Below are 18,399 nucleotides of genomic sequence, written 5' to 3'. Positions count from 1 at the left end.
TCATTGAGCGGCTTGCCGCCCCGGATAGCATAACGTCCCACCGTCCGCTTTTCACGCGGCGCTTGGCTCACTTTCGACAATCATCGAAAGCGCCCATTCAATTCGCCAGTTCGCACAACAAGTCTTTGGCCGCCACCACCGCTCCTGGCTTGACATAGATGTGCTTGACCACCGCATCGCGCTCGGCGCGGATCATGGTTTCCATCTTCATCGCCTCGATCGAGACCAGCGGGTCGCCTTTGCTCACCTTCTGGCCGGGCTTGACCGCCAGGGTCACCACCATGCCCGGCATCGGCGCGCCGATGTGGTTGGCATTGCCCTCTTGCGCGCGCGGGTGCGTGACCTGCTTTGCCGCACCGGCACGGTCGATGCGGACCACGCGCGGCTGACCGTTCAGCTCGAAGAACAGCTTGCTCTGCCCTTCTTCTTCCAGGTCTGTACGGCCCTGCAGGCGCACCACCAGGGTCTTGCCCTGATCGATGTCGACCGAGATTTCCTGACCTTCCTTCAGGCCGTAGAAGAAGACCGGTGTCGGCAGCACGCTGACGTTGCCGAATTGACGGCGGTGTTCCGCATAGTCACGGAAAACTTTCGGGTACATCAGGTACGAGGCCAGCTCCTGCTCGCTGACGCTGCGGCCGATGGTTTTTTCGACGTCGGCGCGGGCCTGGGCGAAATCGACCGGCGGCAGGTTCGCGCCCGGCCGGCCCTGCATCGGCGCCTCGCCATTCAAGACCTTGCTTTCCAGCTCCTTCGGGAAGCCGTCCGGCGGAAAGCCGAGCTCGCCCTTGAACAGCGAGATCACCGATTCCGGGAAGGCGACGGTCTTGCCCGGGTTTTTCACGTCGTCCGGGCTCAGGTCGTTGGCGACCATGAACAGCGCCATGTCGCCCACCACTTTCGAGGTCGGCGTGACCTTGACGATATCGCCGAACAGCTGGTTGACGTCGGCATAGGCTTGCGCCACTTCGGTCCAGCGATGCTCGATACCCATCGACCGGGCCTGCTCGCGCAGGTTAGTGTACTGGCCGCCGGGCATCTCGTGGCGATAGACGTCAGAGGTGCCCGAGCGCATGTCGGCTTCGAACGGCGCGTACTGGCGGCGCACGCCTTCCCAGTACTGGGAGATGGCGAACAGCGCCTGCTTGTCCAGCTGCGGGTCGCGCTCGGTGTGGCTCAGCGCTGCGGCCATCGAACCCAGGTTCGGCTGCGAGGTCAGGCCGCTCATGGCGTCCATGGCGCCGTCGACGGCGTCACAGCCGGCTTCGACCGCCGCCAGCATCGAGGCGGCGGAGATGCCGCTGGTGTCGTGGGTATGGAAATGGATCGGCAGGCCGACCTCTTCCTTCAGCGCCTTGACCAGGGCGCGCGCAGCCTGCGGCTTGCACACGCCGGCCATGTCCTTGATCGCCAGGATATTGACGCCGGCGCGTTCCAGATCCTTGGCCATCTTGACGTAATACTGCAGGCTGTACTTGGAACGCGCCGGGTCGAACGGGTCGCCGGTGTAGCAGATCGCGCCTTCGCACAGGGCGCCGGTGTCGCGCACCGCATCGATCGCCACGCGCATGTTCTCGACCCAGTTGAGCGAGTCGAACACGCGGAACAGGTCGACGCCGCCTTTTGCCGCCTGCTGCACGAAGTGCTTGACGACGTTATCGGCATAATTGGTATAGCCGACCGCGTTCGATGCACGCAAGAGCATCTGGAACAGGATGTTGGGCACGGCTTCGCGCAGCTGCGCCAGACGCTCCCAGGGGTCTTCCTTCAGGAAGCGCATCGAAACGTCGAAAGTGGCGCCGCCCCAGCATTCCATCGAGAACAGGTTGGGCAGCATGCGCGCATAGTATGGGGCGATGGCCAGCATGTCGGCGGTGCGCATGCGGGTGGCGAACAACGACTGGTGGGCGTCGCGCATGGTGGTGTCGGTCAACAGCACCTGCTTCTGCTCTTTCATCCATTGCGAGAATTTCTCGGCGCCCAGCAGCTTGAGGGTGTCGCGCGAGCCCGGCACGATCGGCGCGGCACGGCTCAGCGGCGGCAGGATGGGCGCGGTCAGCACACCGTCGATTCCTTTGCGGCCCTTCATTTCCGGGTTGCCGTTGACCGCCACTTCACCGACGAAGCGCAGCAGGCGGGTGGCGCGGTCACGCTTCTTGGCGAAGCGGAACAGTTCCGGCGTGGTGTCGATGAAACGGGTGATGCACTGGCCGCTCTTGAACAAGTCATGGTTGATGACATTTTCCAGGAATGGCAGGTTGGTCGAGACGCCGCGGATACGGAACTCGCGCAGCGCGCGGTCCATGCGCGAAATCGCCTCGCTCGAAGTCGGTGCCCAGGCGGTGACTTTGACCAGCAGGGAATCGTAGTACGGGGTGATCACCGCGCCCGAATAGGCGGTGCCGCCATCCAGGCGAATGCCGAATCCGGAAGCGCTGCGGTAAGCGGTCAGGCGCCCGTAGTCGGGGGTGAAGCTGTTTTCCGGGTCTTCGGTGGTGACCCGGCATTGCAGCGCGTGGCCGTTCAGATGGATATCGGCCTGCACCGGGATGCCGGCACCCTGGGCATCCTTGTCGCCGATCTGCATGCCTTCGGAAACGCGGATCTGGGCCTTGACGATGTCGATCCCGGTCACCTGCTCGGTGACCGTATGCTCGACCTGGATGCGCGGGTTGACCTCGATGAAATAAAACTGGTTGGTGTCGGCATCCATCAGGAATTCGACGGTGCCGGCGTGGGTGTAATTAACGGCGCGGCCCAGGCGCAGGGCGGCGTCGCACAGTTCGGCGCGTGATTGGTCGTCCAGGTAGGGCGCGGGCGCGCGCTCCACCACTTTCTGGTTGCGCCGCTGCACCGAGCAGTCGCGCTCGAACAAATGCACCAGGTTGCCGTGGGTGTCGCCCATCAGCTGCACCTCGACGTGGCGCGCGCGGCGCACCAGCTTTTCCAGGTACATCTCGTCGTTGCCGAAGGCGGCGGCCGCTTCGCGGCGCGCCACTTCCAGCTGGCCCGGCAGCTCGGCTTCGGATTCGATCACGCGCATGCCACGGCCGCCGCCGCCCCAGCTGGCTTTCAACATCAGCGGGTAGCCGATGTTGGCGGCCAGCTTCTTCGCTTGTTCAATATCGTGCGGCAAGGCCGGCGTGGCAGGCATGACCGGCACGCCGGCCGACACCGCAGCATTACGCGCGGCGACCTTGTTGCCGAGGGTGCGCATGACTTCCGGCGTAGGGCCGATGAACACGATGCCGTTCCTGGCGCAGGCTTCGGCGAAATCGGGGTTTTCCGAGAGGAAGCCGTATCCGGGGTGGATCGCATCCACGCCCGCTTCCTTGGCGATGCGGATGATGTCGTCGATATCCAGATAGGCGGCAATCGGTTTCTTGCCCTCCCCCACCAGATAGCTTTCATCGGCCTTGAAGCGGTGCAGCGCGAAGCGGTCTTCGGCGGCGTAAATGGCCACCGTGCGGATGCCGAGCTCGGCGGCGGCGCGCATGACACGGATGGCGATTTCGGAACGGTTGGCAACCAGTATTTTTTGAATCTTGCGCATGTCTTTTGAACAAAATAAAAATGGAAAAACCGCCGCCAGTGGATCACGCTTGCGGCGGCCGTTACACGGGTTTAGCCTGAATCATGCAGTCGGCAGCTTGTAGTCGTGGAATTGCTCACGAATCTTGTTCTTCAGGATTTTCCCGGTGGCGCCGATTGGCAGCGCTTCAACGAAAGTGACATCGTCCGGCGTCCACCATTTGGCGATTTTACCATCATAGAACTTGATCAGTTCTTCCTTGCTGACGTCTGCACCGGGCTTCTTCACTACCACCAGCAGCGGACGTTCGTCCCACTTCGGATGGGATACGCCGATACACGCCACCTGCTGCACCGCCGGATGCGCCATCGCGATATTTTCCAGGTCGATCGAGCCGATCCACTCGCCGCCGGACTTGATCACATCCTTGCTGCGGTCAGTGATCTGCATGTAGCCATCCGCCGTGATGGTGGCCACGTCGCCGGTCGGGAACCAGCCATCCTGCAGCACATCGCCGCTGTCGCTCCTGAAATAGCTGGAAACGACCCACGACCCCTTGACCAGGAGATTGCCGAAGGTTTTGCCATCCCACGGCAATTCGAGGCCGGCGTCGTCGACAATCTTCATGTCGATGCCAAATATCGCGCGCCCCTGCCTTTCCAGAATTGCCTGCTTCTGCTCTTCCGGCAAGTTCAGGTGCTTGCGTTGCAGCGTGCATGCCGCACCCAGCGGCGACAGTTCCGTCATACCCCAGCCATGCACGACTTCCACGTTGTACTGTTGCTGGAAGGTTTTCATCATCGCCGGCGGGCAAGTGGAACCGCCGATGATGGTGCGCTTGAAGCTGGAGAATTTCAGGTTGTTCTGGCCGACATGGTTGAGCAAACCGAGCCAGATCGTCGGCACGCCGGCCGCATACGTCACCTGCTCCTGTTCGAACAATTCATACAGCGACTTGCCGTCAAGAGCCGGTCCCGGAAAAACCAGCTTGGCGCCAGTCATGGGTGCCGAGTATGGCAAGCCCCAGGCATTGACGTGGAACATCGGCACTACCGGCACGACCACATCGCGCGACGAAAAGGTGATCGCGTCGGGCATGAGCGCGCTAAAGGAATGCAGCAAGGTCGAACGGTGCGAGTACAGCACGCCTTTCGGATTGCCGGTCGTGCCGGACGTATAGCACAGGCTGGAAGCGGAGTTTTCGTCGAACAGCGGCCATTCATACTGATCCGAGCTTTGCTCTACCAAGTCTTCGTAGCACATCAGATTGGGAATCTTGCTCTCGGCCGGCATGCGGTCGCGGCCGCACATCATGACAAAACCTTTAGTCGCCTTGCACTGCGCGGCGAACCCCTCGACCAGCGGCAAAAAGGTGATGTCAAAAAACAGGTATTGGTCTTCCGCATGATTGACGATATAGGCGATCTGGTCCGGATGCAGACGCGGATTGATGGTGTGCATGACGGCGCCGGAACCGGAAATCGCATAATAAAGTTCCAGGTGGCGATAGCCGTTCCAGGCCAGAGTCGCGACGCGGTCGCCCATTTTCACGCCAAGGTTCGAGAGCGCATTGGCCATCTGGCGCGCGCGCTTGTGGCAGTCGCGATAAGTGTAACGATGAATATCGCCCTCGGCGCGGCGCGAGACGATTTCCGTATCGGCGAAATTGCGATCCGCGAATTGAATAATGGTGGAAATGAGCAAAGGCTGGCTCATCATTTGGCCCATCATGGGGCTCTTTGGATATTGCGACATGGAGTATCTCCTCACTAATAATTAAAAGTTTTTTACGACGACCAGGAGGGCATTAACGCAACAGCATCAGCCCACAGAGAATCAGCACTGCCAGAAACACGGTATTGATCACCAGCATCGCTACTGGGCGCCAGCCCAGCTTGGCCAGTTGTTGAAAGGATGTCTTGACGCCCAGCGCGGAAATTGCCACCACCAGACACCAACGCGACAAGTTGGAAAAACCTGCGCTGACCTGGTGCGGAATCCAGCCGGCACTGTTGACCAGCATGAGGACGGCAAAGCCGACCAGAAACATCGGCAAGACCGGCGGCTTGTCGCCTTGGCCGCCACCCTGCTTGCGAAACAACAGGGCAATACAGGCGACCACCGGCAACAGCATGCCGACCCGCAGCAGCTTGACGAAGGTGGCGGCATCGCCGACCTCGGGAGAAATCAGGTAACCCGCTGCCACCACTTGCGCTACGTCGTGAATGGTGCCGCCGAGAAAAACGGCGGATGCATTGGCATCCAATCCCAGAAAGCGTGCCACCGCGGGATAGGCGATCATGGCGATGGTAGAGAGCGTCGTCACACCCACCACGGTAAACAAGGTGAAACGCTGGTTTTCCTCGTTGCGTGGCAATACCGCCGAGATTGCCAGCGCGGCGGACGCGCCGCAAATTGCCACCGCGCCGCCTGCGACGATGCCTTCCACGAGCGGACGCTTCAACACGCGTCCGAGCAATATGCCGAACAGGATCGTCAGTACCACGCCGGCGATCACCAGCAAGACCGAGCCGCCACCGAGCGTGGCAATTTGCTCGAGCGTGATGCGCGCGCCCAGCAAGGCTACGCCGAAGCGCAGGATCTGGCGTGAAGCGAAGTCGATGCCGGGCTTGATCTTTTCGCCATTGGCGGCGAAATTGAAAGCCATGCCGAAGAATAGTGCATACAGCAGTTGCGGGCCGCCCTGATGCTCGGCGATGAAAGTAGCCGCCAGCGCGATTGTGATGGCAGTGAGAATGCCCGGCCACAGCACCGGCATTGATTGGCAAGACAAAGCAATATGCTGACGCATAGGATTTCTTTCACTTGCGCGGGTCCCCTCCTGCCTTATGAGCAGCAGAGGGCCTCGCAATTCGATAATCAGGCAGCCTGCTGTAGCGGCGCCTGCACAGGTACTTCCTTCGATGATTTATTCAGGAGGAAGTGCGACAAAGCCGGAATCAGGATCAGCGCACCGATCATGTTCAAAACAAACATGAAGGTTAGTAGGATGCCCATGTCGGCCTGGAACTTGATAGGCGACCAGACCCAGGTCACCACGCCTGCCGCCAAGGTGATGCCGACCAGCGCCACCACTTTGCCGGTGAACTGGATCGAGCGCTTGTACGCCACCGCCAGCGATTCGCCGGCGCGCTGCTGCGCCAGCTGGATGGAAAGCAGGTAGAGCGCATAGTCGACGCCGATGCCGACACCCAGCGCAATCACCGGCAGCGTCGCCACTTTCACGCCGATGCCCAGCACCACCATCAGCGCTTCACACAGAATCGAGGTCAAGACCAGCGGCACCACGGCCACGATCGTGGCACGCCAGCTGCGGAAAGTGATGAGACAAAGCAAGATCACCGCGCCGTAGACGTACAGCAGCATGGTGCGGTTGGCTTCGCGCACGACGATATTGGTGGCTGCCTCAATGCCGGCGTTGCCCGCAGCCAACAGAAACTGGCGGTCGGGCTGGGAATGCCGGTCGGCGAAACGGCTGGCCTCGGCGACGACGCGGTCGAGAGTCTCGGCGCGATGGTCGGTCAAGTAGGCGATCACCGGCATCACCGAACAATCATTGTTGAACAGGTCCGGGCTGTTGACCGAAGCCTGCTGTGCGCCGTAATTCAATACATCCTGGTTGCGCGCCAGCGTCAACCATTTCGGACTGCCCTCATTGGAGCCAGCGGTAATCTGCCGAACCGCGTTGCCGAGGAAGGCCGTGGTTTGCACACCCGGCACTTGCTGCAGGTTCCACGCGAGACGGTCGGCCTCAACCAGGGTCTGGTAATTGAGGCAGCCCTCGGGCGGCGTTTTCACGATGACTGCAAACTGGTCGCTGGAAAGCGAATAGTTTGCGCCGATGTAGGCGTTGTCGCGGTTATAGCGCGAATCGGCACGCAATTCGGGGGCGCCTGCCTCGAGGTCGCCGATCTTCAAGTGCAGGCTGACCAAAAAGCCGCCAATGCCTAAAACAAGCGCAACAGCGACTGCCCCCAGCGCCCAGCGTCGCTCGGTAAAGCGGTCGAGCGCATTCCAGGCTGCGGCGAAGCCCTTGCCGCTTGCCTCTTCCTGTTCGGCGCGAAGACTCCGTTCAGCTGCAGCAGCGCTCACGCCAGTGTAGGATAGCAGTACCGGCAAGAGGATCAGGTTGGTGAATATCAGGACGGCTACGCCGATACTCGCGGTTAGCGCCAGGTCCTGAATCACCGGAATATCGATCACCATCAGCACGGCGAATCCGACCGCATCGGCCAGCAGCGCCGTCATCCCTGCCAGGAACAGGCGGCGGAATGTATAGCGCGCCGCCACCAGGCGGTGCGTGCCGCGGCCGATGTCCTGCATGATGCCGTTCATCTTCTGCGCACCGTGCGAAACGCCGATGGCGAAAATGAGGAAAGGCACAAGAATCGAGAAGGGATCAAGTTCGAAACCGAGCAAGGCGACCAGGCCGAGCTGCCATGCTACCGCAATCACCGAACAGGCAATTACTAGCGCGGTGCTGCGCACGCAGCGCGTATACAGATAGATGATGGCGATCGCGATCAGCGCTGCGGCGGCGAAGAAACTCATCACCTGGCTCAAGCCGTCGATCAGGTCGCCCACCAGCTTGGCGAAACCGATGATGTGGATGCGCACGTTGCCGCCGGAGTCGCGCTCGAACCTGGCTCGAATATTGTCTTCAAGTACGCGCGACAGCGAACGGTAATCGATCGCCTTTCCGGTGGCCGGATCTTTTTCCATCAGGGGCACGATGATCATGCTTGACTTGAAGTCATTACCGACCATGCGCCCGACAATACCGGCGCGCGCGATATTCAAGCGCAGCTGTTCCGTGGCTTTTGGCGAACCATCATAGGAGTCCGGCATCACCGGGCCGCCGCGCAGGCCTTCCTCGGTGACTTCGTTCCAGCGAACACCCGGCGTCCACAGGGACTTCACCCACGCGCGGTCGACGCCCGGGGTGAGGAAAAGCTCGTCATTGATCTTGCGCAGGGCTTCCTGATAATTGGGATCGAAGATGTCGCCATTGGTATTTTCGACAACGATGCGCAGCGTATTGCCCAGGCCGCGCAATTCCTCCTTGTTGTCGAGATAATTCTTGATGTATGGCTGGCTCTGCGGAATCATTTTTTCGAAGCTGGCATTGAGTGTCAGCTTCATCGCCGCTCCCGCCGCGAGCAGCAGCGTGATCACCGCACAGGCGATCATGACGCTCAGGCGATGGTTGAAAATCAGCCGTTCCAGTGCGTTGCCGGATTTCGGATCGAAATCCTCAAGCGACCGTACGACCGGCATCCTATCCATCAAATCTGTAGAAACAGCCATTTCGTTCACATCTCCTGAGACGTTTTCTTATGCGAACGCCGGCACACGTGGTGCGTGCGCCGCCGTGATGAGTATTGCTTTACTTGATGTCGAATGCGTGTGCGTGAACACCGCGTGGTCCGGCGATGACAACAACATCGCCCGAAACGCAGGCGATAGCCGAAGCGGGGCCGGGCTGAGCCAGCTTGACCGGACGGAAACGCTCACCCGCATCGTCGCTCGCCAGCATGCGGCCCGACTGGCTGATCAGGACCAGGCGGTTGGCGCCGCAGGTCGTGGCGCCTGTAATCCCGTCCTGCAAGCCGGTTTCAATCTTCGCCCACTGCCTGCCGCCATCGATGCTGCGATAGGCATTGCCGCGCAGGCCGAACACCACCACGGCATCTTTGTTGCCATTGACGCCGAAATAGGTCCCACGATAGCCGGTATCCATTGCCGCGAAGCGTTTGCCCGCCTCATCGAGCTTGAGCACGAGCCCCTGCTCGCCGCTGATGTACAGTGCGCCGCCGACCTGGCGGATTGCGTACAGGTGCATGCGGGTCGGATTCTCGGTGCGATGGAACCAAGGCTCCCAGGTCTTTCCGCCGTCGCCGGTACGGAAGATCAGGTTGAAGGCGCCAACGATGAAGCCGGTGTTGTCATCGGCAAACCAGACGTCGAGGAAGGGCGTCTCTGCGCCCTGCCTGGCAAGGCGTGCGACTTCTTCGACCAGCGCCGCCGACTGCTCGGACGAACCCAGTTCGCCCGTCGCAGCCTGCTTTGCATAGAACGACTCCAGAACCTTGGCGGCGCTGCTGCCGTCCAGTTGCTTGACCCAGTTTGCGCCGCCATCGGCGGTATGCAGCACCACGCCGTCATGGCCGACAGCCCAGCCTTTTTGCGGTGACGAAAACGTCACCGCCAGCAGGTCCGAACTGACCGGCACGCTGGCCTGGCGCCACGACTTGCCCTGGTCGTCCGAGTACACGATATGGCCCCGCTGGCCAACGGCGACAACACGCTTGCCCGCGCCGACGACGCCGTTGAGCAGGGATCTCGCGGCCAGGGCGCTCTCTTTCGCGGGCGTGTCGAGCACGTCCTGGAAAGTGGCTGCCGAAGCAGCCAGGGGAAGCGCGAGGGCCAGGGCGGCCAGCTTTGCCGCCATCAGTTGATTGCGCATGACTTGCAATTAACGGATACCGCTGCCGGCCAGGGAGTCGGGCGACCACTCGCGCTCGGCCAACGCCTTGCCCGGGCGGATGCCACCAGTCTCCGCGGTATAAGCGATCAGCGAATAGACGCCAGCAACCAGGTCGTAGACGCCATGCAGCTCGGGGGTCGGAGCCGGCACTTCATAGGACGGCGTGATGTACGCAAAGCCGGCGCGATAGAGCTGGCCGCGCGCATCGTACTCGTCCGACGCAACAACTGCCCAGGAGTCTTCATCCAGGTAGAACGTGCGCTTGGCGTAAATGTGACGCTTGCCTTCGCGCAGCGTCGCCTCGACCACCCAGACGCGATGCTGCTCCCAGCGGACGATATCCGGGTTAAGGAATTTCGCCTTGAACAGATCTTCTGCCTTGGATCCATAAGCCATCTTGTAGGCGTTGTACGGCACGATCATGTCTTTCTTCCCGACCAACTTGAAGTCGAAACGATCCATCGAGCCGTTGAACAGGAAGGTGTTGTCGAACGTGCTCGCACCCGCGGTACCCGGATTCGGCGTGTCGTGTCCGAGATCCGGCGCCACCTTCACGCGGCGCTGACCCGGCAGGTACAGCCATGCGCGGCGATCTTTTTCTGCATAGTCGAGCGGATCGATGATCATCATCGCCTCGCCGGCACGGCGTGCGGGACCGGTGTAGCTGATGCGCTGGCGATAATAGATGCCCGATTCCGCCTTGTCCTTATCCCAGTACGGGAATTCCTGGACAATGTTGCCTTCGGTGGAGACGGTGGCCCGGCCCGACGCGTCCACATTCCAGTTGCGGTACTTAACGGTCGATGGGAAGTTGAAGCGCAACAGGTGATTCCACATCGCCTCGTACCCGGTTTTCGGGATTGGGAACGGGAAGCCGGCGTGGCATCCTTCCATGGAACGTCCACCGTTAGTGGTCTTGGCGCTCACTGCGCACTTGAGCGTGCTTTCCTCGACGAACTTGGGGAACGCGACGGTGCGGTGGGTCTTGTACACATCGATGCGATAGTCCGCATTCTTCTTCAACAGGGCCTTGGCGCCCTCCGAGAGTTTGTCTGCGTACTTGTCCGCATTTTTCGCATCGATGGCGAACACGGGCTTTTCGCTGGCAAACGGGTCCGGACGTATCGCGTCGCCGGCCTTGAAGCCCGCCGGCGGCGTGGTCAGACCGCCGGTGTAGGCCGGGATCGCGCCGTCCGCACTCGCCGCCTTGTCGGCGCCGACGGCCGTCAGGCTTGTGCCCAGCTTCTTCGCTTCGTCGGCGGAAACGCCCGCGAAAGCGATGCTTGCCGCGCTTGACGCAAGCGCGGCAAGCAGGATGGTTTTCTTGAATTGCATCTATGTCTCCTAGAATGTAGTTTTAAGTGTCAGACTGACAAAGTCGCGATCCTGCAACACGCTCGAAAAGCCGTTTTGGCTGACCACGGTGTTGGTGCCATAGGTGTTGAGACGACCGAAATAGCCGACGTATTTCAGATCAACGCGATACTTCTGATGGATATCGGCGCCAAGGCCGAGGCTGAAGTTGCCGTTGTCTTCGTTACCACCGAAGATTGTCGGCGCGTTGCCCTTCAAGCCGCGCGAATAGGCCATCGGCGCCGACAGGTCTACGCCGGGTATGACCTGATACCAGGTCGGCGTAAAGGCCAGTGCCATGCCGAAGAAGTTCTTCGTCGCGCAACCGTCTCTCCTGTCGCCCGGGCGCGCACCAACGCCGGGGACGTTGACCGTGCAGAAAAAGCCTTCGGCATTGAACAGCGATGCGCCGGTACGCACCTTGTCCCAATGAGCCCAGGTCAACTCGCCGGACCAGCTGGCGGCGTCGAACAGCGGTGTCCTGCCAATTGTGCCCAGGGCATTGATGAGGCCGTGGAAGGTATCGCCACGCGGACCGTTGGTTTCGCCCTGTGCCGGAATGCCGGGCGCCGGGCCCAGGAGTCGCGGCGACAGCGGTGTATTGCGGCGATAGGAAAGCTCGGAACCGACACTTACGCCGCCGATGTTCTTGGCCAGGCTGACGCCGAACAGATCGACTTTGTCGGCATAGATGAGCCTGTATTGCGGCGTGGGTGCAATCTGGGTAATGAGTGGCTGCGGAAGCTTGTCGGCAAATTGGCGATAATAAAAACCGACCGTGCCGTCAAGCGCCTCGGGCGACCAGCGGGCGCTGAGGCCGAATTCGCCGCTATTCTTCGGCTCGAGCGCATTGGCGCGAGTGACGACGTTCAGCGGCGGCCCGGCAAAGACGCGGTCCGGACCGTTGAATCCAAAGTCAGCCGGACCGAGGTAGGTGCCACCTTCCGGGTAACGGTAAGCGTCCCATTCCAAGAAGTACTGGCCAGATACCGACAAGTCGTTGGTCAATTGCGCCTGGGCGGAGAGCTGGTTGAGCGGACGGAACAGCTCTTTTGCCTCCACGCCTGGCGTCGCGGAACCCTTTTGCAGATCCAGCGGGTTCTGCGCATAGGAAACGCTGTGCAGCGCGCCCCCCAGGAACAGTGACTCACCCCAGAACACCGTGTGCCTGCCCAGTTTCATTTTCACAGGGACTTCGCCGGCATCGATGCCGGCAAACAGGAAGGCGTCAAGAATCTCGCCGGACGGGCCGTGGTAAAAGCGCTTGGTGTAGTTGCTGAATTGCCGATTGACGTAGCTGTTCGTGATAGCCGGCAGCGCAGGATTGGCCTTGCTGGCAGAGCCATAGGCGGCGTCGGCCCAGCCTGCAGCGCTCACCCGAAAACCAAAATTCTTCTTGTAGACAACGTCGAGTTCGGTCAGCAAATCGAGGCGGTTGGCCACCAGATCGCCCTTGTCGAAGCTGAAGTCACCCTCGTCGAACAATTGGTTATTGGCGATTCTGCTGTCTCGTTCCCCAACGCGCGTAGCGACGTTGTAGCGAACGGTGTTGTCCCAGCGGACGGAAACGTCCGGATTGCCTGTTTCAATCTCGAAGGCCGCGGCGTTGCCTGCCGCGAGGAATGCCATGCTGACCGCCATGGCAAGCGGCTGCAAACGCATCGCGCCAATCGAGTGTCTCCTTTTATTCATTTTGTCTCGCCCCTTCATCTTGTTTAAATTGGTCTGCAAAGCGGCTATTCCGGGTACGCCAACGCCAACCCGGAATGAGCTTGGGGCAATTATCAAGACAGGAGTCAAACCCATGCCCCCCAGCGACGGGGGGGTGGGGGGAGGCAGGGGAGAGGCGACTGGCAGCGCCCAGCGCGGCTGCGTAAAAAAGAGCAATTTATTTTCATCCCGGGCGCGCCTTTCGCTGCGTTCGGGATGACAAAGGTTCAAGACGTATGGCAAAGATGCAAGGCGCGCTGCAACCTATGACGCGCAGAACCTGTTCGGAATCTTCTATCTACAAGGCATCCGGCACATTTTTATGGCCGCTTGCACGCCAGGCAGTTGCGCTGCAGCCAAAATGCTGGGCAAACCAACGCGAGAACGCCGATGGCGCGGAAAACCCGAGCAGGCCCGCAACTTCGCTCAACGGCCGGTTGCGGTCAGCAATATAGCGGGCGGCGAGTTCGCGGCGCACCTGTTCCAATTGCGTCGAAAATGTCTCGCCTTGCTGGACCAGGTGCCGGTGAATGGTGCGTCTGTCGACGCCGAGATGTTTGGCCACCTGTTCGACCGAGCAGCGTCCGCTGGGCAGCAGCACCCAGATAAGTTCCCGTACCTTGCCCTGCACCGTCGCGCTCTGCTGCGCATTGAGGGTTTGCAGATACTGGTGAACGTAGCGCGCCGCGACCGGATCAGAATTCGGCATCGAAGCTTCGAGGTCGGCGGCATTGCACACGATGCCGTCAAACTCGCGGGAAAATTCCAGGCGCCGGCCGAACAGCCGCCGATGCGTCGTCATGTCCTTTGGAGCGGCGTGGCGGAAGCACACCATGCGGGGCGCCCAGGCATTTCCGAGAAAGCCACGCAGATAGCGAAACAACACGCCGTTTGCCAGTTCGATTGCCTGCCGCAGCGGCGCCCCGCCCGCGGCCATATACTCCGCGCGCAGCACAGCCAGGCCGCCGATATCCTCAATCAGCATGCTCATGCCATCGTTATGCAAGGGCAGATAGCGTTGCATCGCTTCCAGCGCCTTGCGGATCGTCGGCTCTTCGCGCGCCGCCAGAGCGATCGGCCCAAGATTCGACAAATACCGGTTTTCCGCCATCCGCAAGCCGAAATCCTCGACGCCTGCCGCATGGGCCGAGCTCTCCAGCAGCCGTCCAACCGCAGCAAGGGAAATCTTGATATCGGGATTATTCAGGCAAGTCGCCGCAATTCGCGCCGCTTTCAATTGCGCGAATGGATCGATCCCAAGCGCGCGCGCCACGTCGACATAGTTGTTCAAGGAAGCGCTGCGAATCAGCATCGGCATGATTGTCCCAATCGGTAAATTACCTGTCCCGAATTGTAAATCATGGCGATAAAAAATCTTCGATACTTTATTGCGCGGCTTTCATACCGCGCTCATGAATAAATGAACAACCAGTCCCGATACTGGAGGAGATATGGATACTGCTAAAGATACTGCCACCCCGATCTGCGACCACATGCGCAGCATCGGCAACTGGAATCCCGCTTGGAACACGCTCGCCGAGCTCGACGAAGCCTGGCTCGAAAAATTCATGCAGATGAACGCGCATGCCGTGCGCAAGGGGCTGTTCGATCCGCTCACCCTGGAATTCATTGCCATCGCGGTCGATGCTTCCTGCACTCATATGTATGCACCAGGCGTGCGCCGTCATATCCGCAAGGCGCTGGAACTGGGCGCCAGCAAGGAACAGATCCTGGCCTTGCTGCAAATGGTCTCGGTAGTCGGCATCCACTCGGTCGCCATGGGCGTGCCGATCCTGGTCGAAGAAGCGGAAAGCCTGACCAAGGATGGCCCTGTGAAAGGCTCGTTCTGACGCGATGCACGACAAGCCCTGCGCGCCTGTTGCGCACGGCAAGAGCCGGACGCCCCCCTCTAGCAACACCAAACAAAAAAGGACATAAACCATGGGCATGCACTTTGGAGGCGCCACCACCACCGCCCATCATCCGGCGGTATCGCGCACCTACGCCTGGATCGTATTCGCGCTGATCTTTTGCTTGATGCTTTCAGACTACCTGTCGCGGCAGGTGATCAACGTACTTTTCCCCTTTCTCAAGGCCGAGTGGGCGCTGTCGGATACGCAACTCGGGTCGCTGGTCAGCGTCGTGGCGCTCACCGTCGGCATACTGACCTTTCCCATTTCGCTGGCGGCGGACCGCTGGGGACGCGTACGCAGCGTCACCGCCATGGCGCTGCTCTGGGGGCTGGCGACTGTCGCCTGCGGCCTGGCGGGAAGCTTTATGTCGCTCTTTCTCGCGCGGATGCTGGTCGGCTTGGGAGAAGCGGGATATAGCAGCGCCGGCGGCGCCATTCTTCTGAGCGTCTTCCCGCAGCGCCTGCATGCGACCGTGATGGGAGCGTTTCTCGCAGCCGCACTGTTCGGTTCGGTGCTAGGCGTCGTCCTCGGCGGCGCGATCGCCGCGCATCTCGGATGGCGCATGGCTTTCATCATCGTCGGCGCAGGCGGGCTGGTGCTTGCAATCATCTTCCCCATGGTCGTGCGGGAACCGGCCAAGGCGGCAGCGCCTTCGAGCCCCGGCGCCCAGGCGGATTCCCGGATGCCCTTGAAAACGGTATTCAGGGAATTGTTCGCTGCGCGCACCGCCGTCTTCAGCTATCTCGGCTCGGGTTTCCAGATGTTTACGTTGGGAGCGGTCATGGCATGGATGCCCAGCTACCTGAATCGCTACTACGGCATGACGCCAAACGAAGCCGGCATCAAGGCCAGCGTGCTGGTCTTGATGGCGGGCGTCGGCATGGTGCTTGGCGGCATCGTTGTTGATCGTCTGGTAAAGCGCGAAAGAAAGAACGTCCTGCTAGTGATGGCCTCGTATGCCTTCGGCGCCTGCGCGCTGATGGTTTCGGCCTTTATCCTGCCGCCGGGAACGGCGCAATTTTCCCTGATCGCCATGGCGATGGTATTGGCGGGCGCACCTATCGGACCGGTAGGTGCGGTTGCCACCGGCGTCAGCGACCCGCGCATCCATGCGACTGTCCTGGCCACCGGCACGATTGCCAACAATATTCTTGGCCTTGCGCCCGGCCCCTTCGTCACCGGACTCATCGCCGACCGCGCGAACCTGCAAGTAGCGCTGGAAATTATTCCGCTTGCCAGCCTGATTGCCGCACTGTGCTTTGCGTACGCACGTCGTTATTACGACGCCGACGCGCGCCGCATTGCCGGGGCAGCCCGGACCGGCGAGGTCGCTGACTTGTCAAAAGCCGCGTGATCCCTCATCACATCCTTATCCGACATTCCATAACGATTAATCAAGGAGACATCATGAAACTAAAAGGCAAAGTCGCCGTTGTGACAGGCGCAGCCGGCGGCCTCGGCCGGGGCATCGCGCTGAGCTTTGCGCGCGAAGGCGCTCGCATCGTGGCGTGCGACATCAACGAAGCAGCGCTGGCGCCGGTCAAAGCCGAGATCCAGGAACTCGGCGCCGAATGCCTGTCGCTGCGCTGTGACGTCAGCGACAGCGCAGACGTCGATGCGATGTTTGCGCGCATCGACGCGTACTTCGGCACGACGCACATCCTCGTCAACAATGCCGCCCTGGTCCCGGAGAAGCCGCACGACGAGGAGCGCCGCAAGCGCCACTACGGCCTGGCGACGCGGCCGATCCCGCGGCAGTCGCTGGGCATTACCAAGGACATGAGCGATACGGAATGGCATCGGTTCTGGAGCGTCAATGTTGACGGCGTGTTCTTCTGTACGCGCGCGGCACTGCAACGCATGGAAGCGCAGCGCTATGGGCGCATCATCAACATCGGCAGCGTCGCCGGCATTTCCGCCGCCAGCGCGCACAGTCCGCACTACTCAGCAGCCAAGGGTGCGGTCGTTGCCTTCACCCGTTCGGTCGGCTACGAGGTTTGCGGCGCCAATGTGCTGGTCAACTGCATCTGCCCGGGCGGCGTGCAGACGCCGGCGTTTGAACGCTACATCGACCAGTTGTCGCCGGAGGAGAGAAATACCATGTGGCAGCTCGTGCCGCTCGGACGTCTCGGCAAACCGGAAGAATATGGCGCGCTTGCTGTCTATCTTGCCTCGGAAGAGTGCTACCTGGTTGGATCGATCATCAACGCATCGGGAGGCGCGGTCGTTTAGTCCAGCTGCGTCCCGGGCATCGCTTCATCGCCCTCGCGCGCCGCCGGGACTTACCCGCAACCATGCGCATGCGCTGTCATCCCCTCCCCATCAAGATGAGGGGCTTCCAGGCAAGGTCTCCTTGTGGGTAACGACTAGTCCTTGCAGAGGACAGTCTTGCAATGACGCAATAGCATCAGTGCTGCCCCATCCCATTTCCGTCACTTTCCTCTCTATATTCATGTCATTAGCCGATCTTGCCAAGCTTGTCTTTGTTTCCGCGATCTGGGGGAGTGCATTTATCTTCTTGCGCGTTGCGGTGCCCGAGATGGGAATGTGGTTGACTTCCATCCTGCGCGCTTCGCTTGCCAGCGTCGCGCTTGTTACGTTCACCACCCTTGCTGGCCTGCCCATGCAATGGCGGCGCAATTTCAGGCATTTCGCGATCATTGGCTTTTTCGGCAACGTGGTCCCGTTCGTCACCTTCTCCTTTGCCGCGCTGCATATCCCTGCGGCGCATTCCGCGGTGCTCAATTCCACCGTGCCGCTGTTCGGCGCCTTGCTCTCCGTAGTCTTCCTGGCGGAACGACTCACCATGCGCATGCTGCTCGGCTTGCTGCTTGGCATCGCCGGCGTCGCGATCCTGGTCGGCGCCGGCAGCCTGCTCCTGAACGCCGCGATACTGATGGCGGTCGCGGTCTGCCTGCTTGGCGCCATGGCAGTTGCGCTGGCAAGCATCATCGTGAAAAAAACCGGCAACGGCGGCGGCATTCATCCGATCGTGATGGCTGCGGGTTCGCTGGCATTGGGTAGCGCGGCAATGCTGCCGGCGCTGCCGTTTTCGCTGCCTGCGGCAATGCCCTCTTCAGTTGCCTGGACGTGCACGGTCGCGGTCGCGCTGGTGTCTACCGGCCTGGCGCAAGCGATGTTCATCTCGCTGATATTGAAAATCGGTCCGACACGCGCGATGTCGGCAACCTTCCTGCTTCCCCTTTTCAGCATGCTGTGGGGCATTCTCTTTCTGCGCGAAGCGGTAGGCGCGGCGACGCTGATCGGCGCCATGGTGGTGCTGGCGGCAATGGGACTGGTACTGACGGCGCCGCGTCCTCAACGGGTCGTTTCTGTAGTGGAAGCAGAAATAAAGGCCTAGACGTGAACCGCCCCGCACAACG

General features: G+C 60.9%; 12 protein-coding genes. 4 read left to right on the top strand and 8 right to left on the bottom strand.

Going from position 1 to position 18,399, the window contains the following annotated elements; all coding sequences use genetic code 11:
• Positions 1-97: 97 nt before the first annotated feature.
• The 8 genes from D3878_RS16660 to D3878_RS16625 all read right to left on the bottom strand — a co-directional run bounded on the left by D3878_RS16660 (position 98) and on the right by D3878_RS16625 (position 14,421).
• Positions 98-3,553, bottom strand: coding sequence for a pyruvate carboxylase (locus D3878_RS16660; RefSeq protein ID WP_119786508.1), 3,456 nt, complete (start codon positions 3,551-3,553; stop codon positions 98-100).
• A gap of 81 nt (positions 3,554-3,634) precedes the next feature.
• Positions 3,635-5,287: a 3-(methylthio)propionyl-CoA ligase gene (locus tag D3878_RS16655; RefSeq protein ID WP_119786507.1), complete on the bottom strand. Its 1,653-nt coding sequence runs from the start codon at positions 5,285-5,287 to the stop codon at positions 3,635-3,637.
• 52 nt (positions 5,288-5,339) lie between these two features.
• Positions 5,340-6,344, bottom strand: coding sequence for a YeiH family protein (locus D3878_RS16650; RefSeq protein ID WP_119786506.1), 1,005 nt, complete (start codon positions 6,342-6,344; stop codon positions 5,340-5,342).
• Positions 6,345-6,412: 68 nt separating this feature from the next.
• Positions 6,413-8,860, bottom strand: a complete 2,448-nt coding sequence (locus D3878_RS16645) for an efflux RND transporter permease subunit (protein ID WP_119786505.1) — start codon at positions 8,858-8,860, stop codon at positions 6,413-6,415.
• A 79-nt stretch (positions 8,861-8,939) separates the two neighbouring features.
• A complete protein-coding gene (locus D3878_RS16640; protein WP_199688186.1) occupies positions 8,940-10,019 on the bottom strand; it encodes a WD40/YVTN/BNR-like repeat-containing protein in 1,080 nt (359 codons plus the stop codon).
• 9 nt (positions 10,020-10,028) lie between these two features.
• Positions 10,029-11,375 carry a DUF1329 domain-containing protein gene (locus tag D3878_RS16635; RefSeq protein WP_119786504.1) on the bottom strand — a complete coding sequence of 449 codons (1,347 nt, stop codon included), beginning with the start codon at positions 11,373-11,375 and terminating at the stop codon, positions 10,029-10,031.
• Positions 11,376-11,384: 9 nt separating this feature from the next.
• A complete protein-coding gene (locus D3878_RS16630) occupies positions 11,385-13,085 on the bottom strand; it encodes a DUF1302 domain-containing protein (RefSeq protein WP_119786503.1) in 1,701 nt (566 codons plus the stop codon).
• A 316-nt stretch (positions 13,086-13,401) separates the two neighbouring features.
• Complete coding sequence (locus D3878_RS16625; protein WP_119786502.1) at positions 13,402-14,421, bottom strand: AraC family transcriptional regulator; 1,020 nt, start codon at positions 14,419-14,421, stop codon at positions 13,402-13,404.
• Between the two features lie 133 nt (positions 14,422-14,554).
• On the opposite strand from D3878_RS16625, the gene D3878_RS16620 reads away from it, so the two are divergent.
• The 4 genes from D3878_RS16620 (at position 14,555) to D3878_RS16605 (ending at position 18,377) form a co-directional block, all read left to right on the top strand.
• Positions 14,555-14,953 carry a carboxymuconolactone decarboxylase family protein gene (locus D3878_RS16620; RefSeq protein WP_233556364.1) on the top strand — a complete coding sequence of 133 codons (399 nt, stop codon included), beginning with the start codon at positions 14,555-14,557 and terminating at the stop codon, positions 14,951-14,953.
• A 91-nt stretch (positions 14,954-15,044) separates the two neighbouring features.
• A complete protein-coding gene (locus tag D3878_RS16615) occupies positions 15,045-16,370 on the top strand; it encodes an MFS transporter (protein WP_119786501.1) in 1,326 nt (441 codons plus the stop codon).
• Positions 16,371-16,423: 53 nt separating this feature from the next.
• Complete coding sequence (locus tag D3878_RS16610) at positions 16,424-17,248, top strand: SDR family NAD(P)-dependent oxidoreductase (RefSeq protein ID WP_119786500.1); 825 nt, start codon at positions 16,424-16,426, stop codon at positions 17,246-17,248.
• A 220-nt stretch (positions 17,249-17,468) separates the two neighbouring features.
• Complete coding sequence (locus D3878_RS16605) at positions 17,469-18,377, top strand: DMT family transporter (RefSeq protein ID WP_119786499.1); 909 nt, start codon at positions 17,469-17,471, stop codon at positions 18,375-18,377.
• Positions 18,378-18,399: the final 22 nt, after the last annotated feature.

The sequence above is a fragment of the Noviherbaspirillum sedimenti genome (assembly GCF_003590835.1).
Classification (GTDB): domain Bacteria; phylum Pseudomonadota; class Gammaproteobacteria; order Burkholderiales; family Burkholderiaceae_D; genus Paucimonas; species Paucimonas sedimenti.
This window is presented reverse-complemented; position numbering and strand designations above follow the sequence as displayed.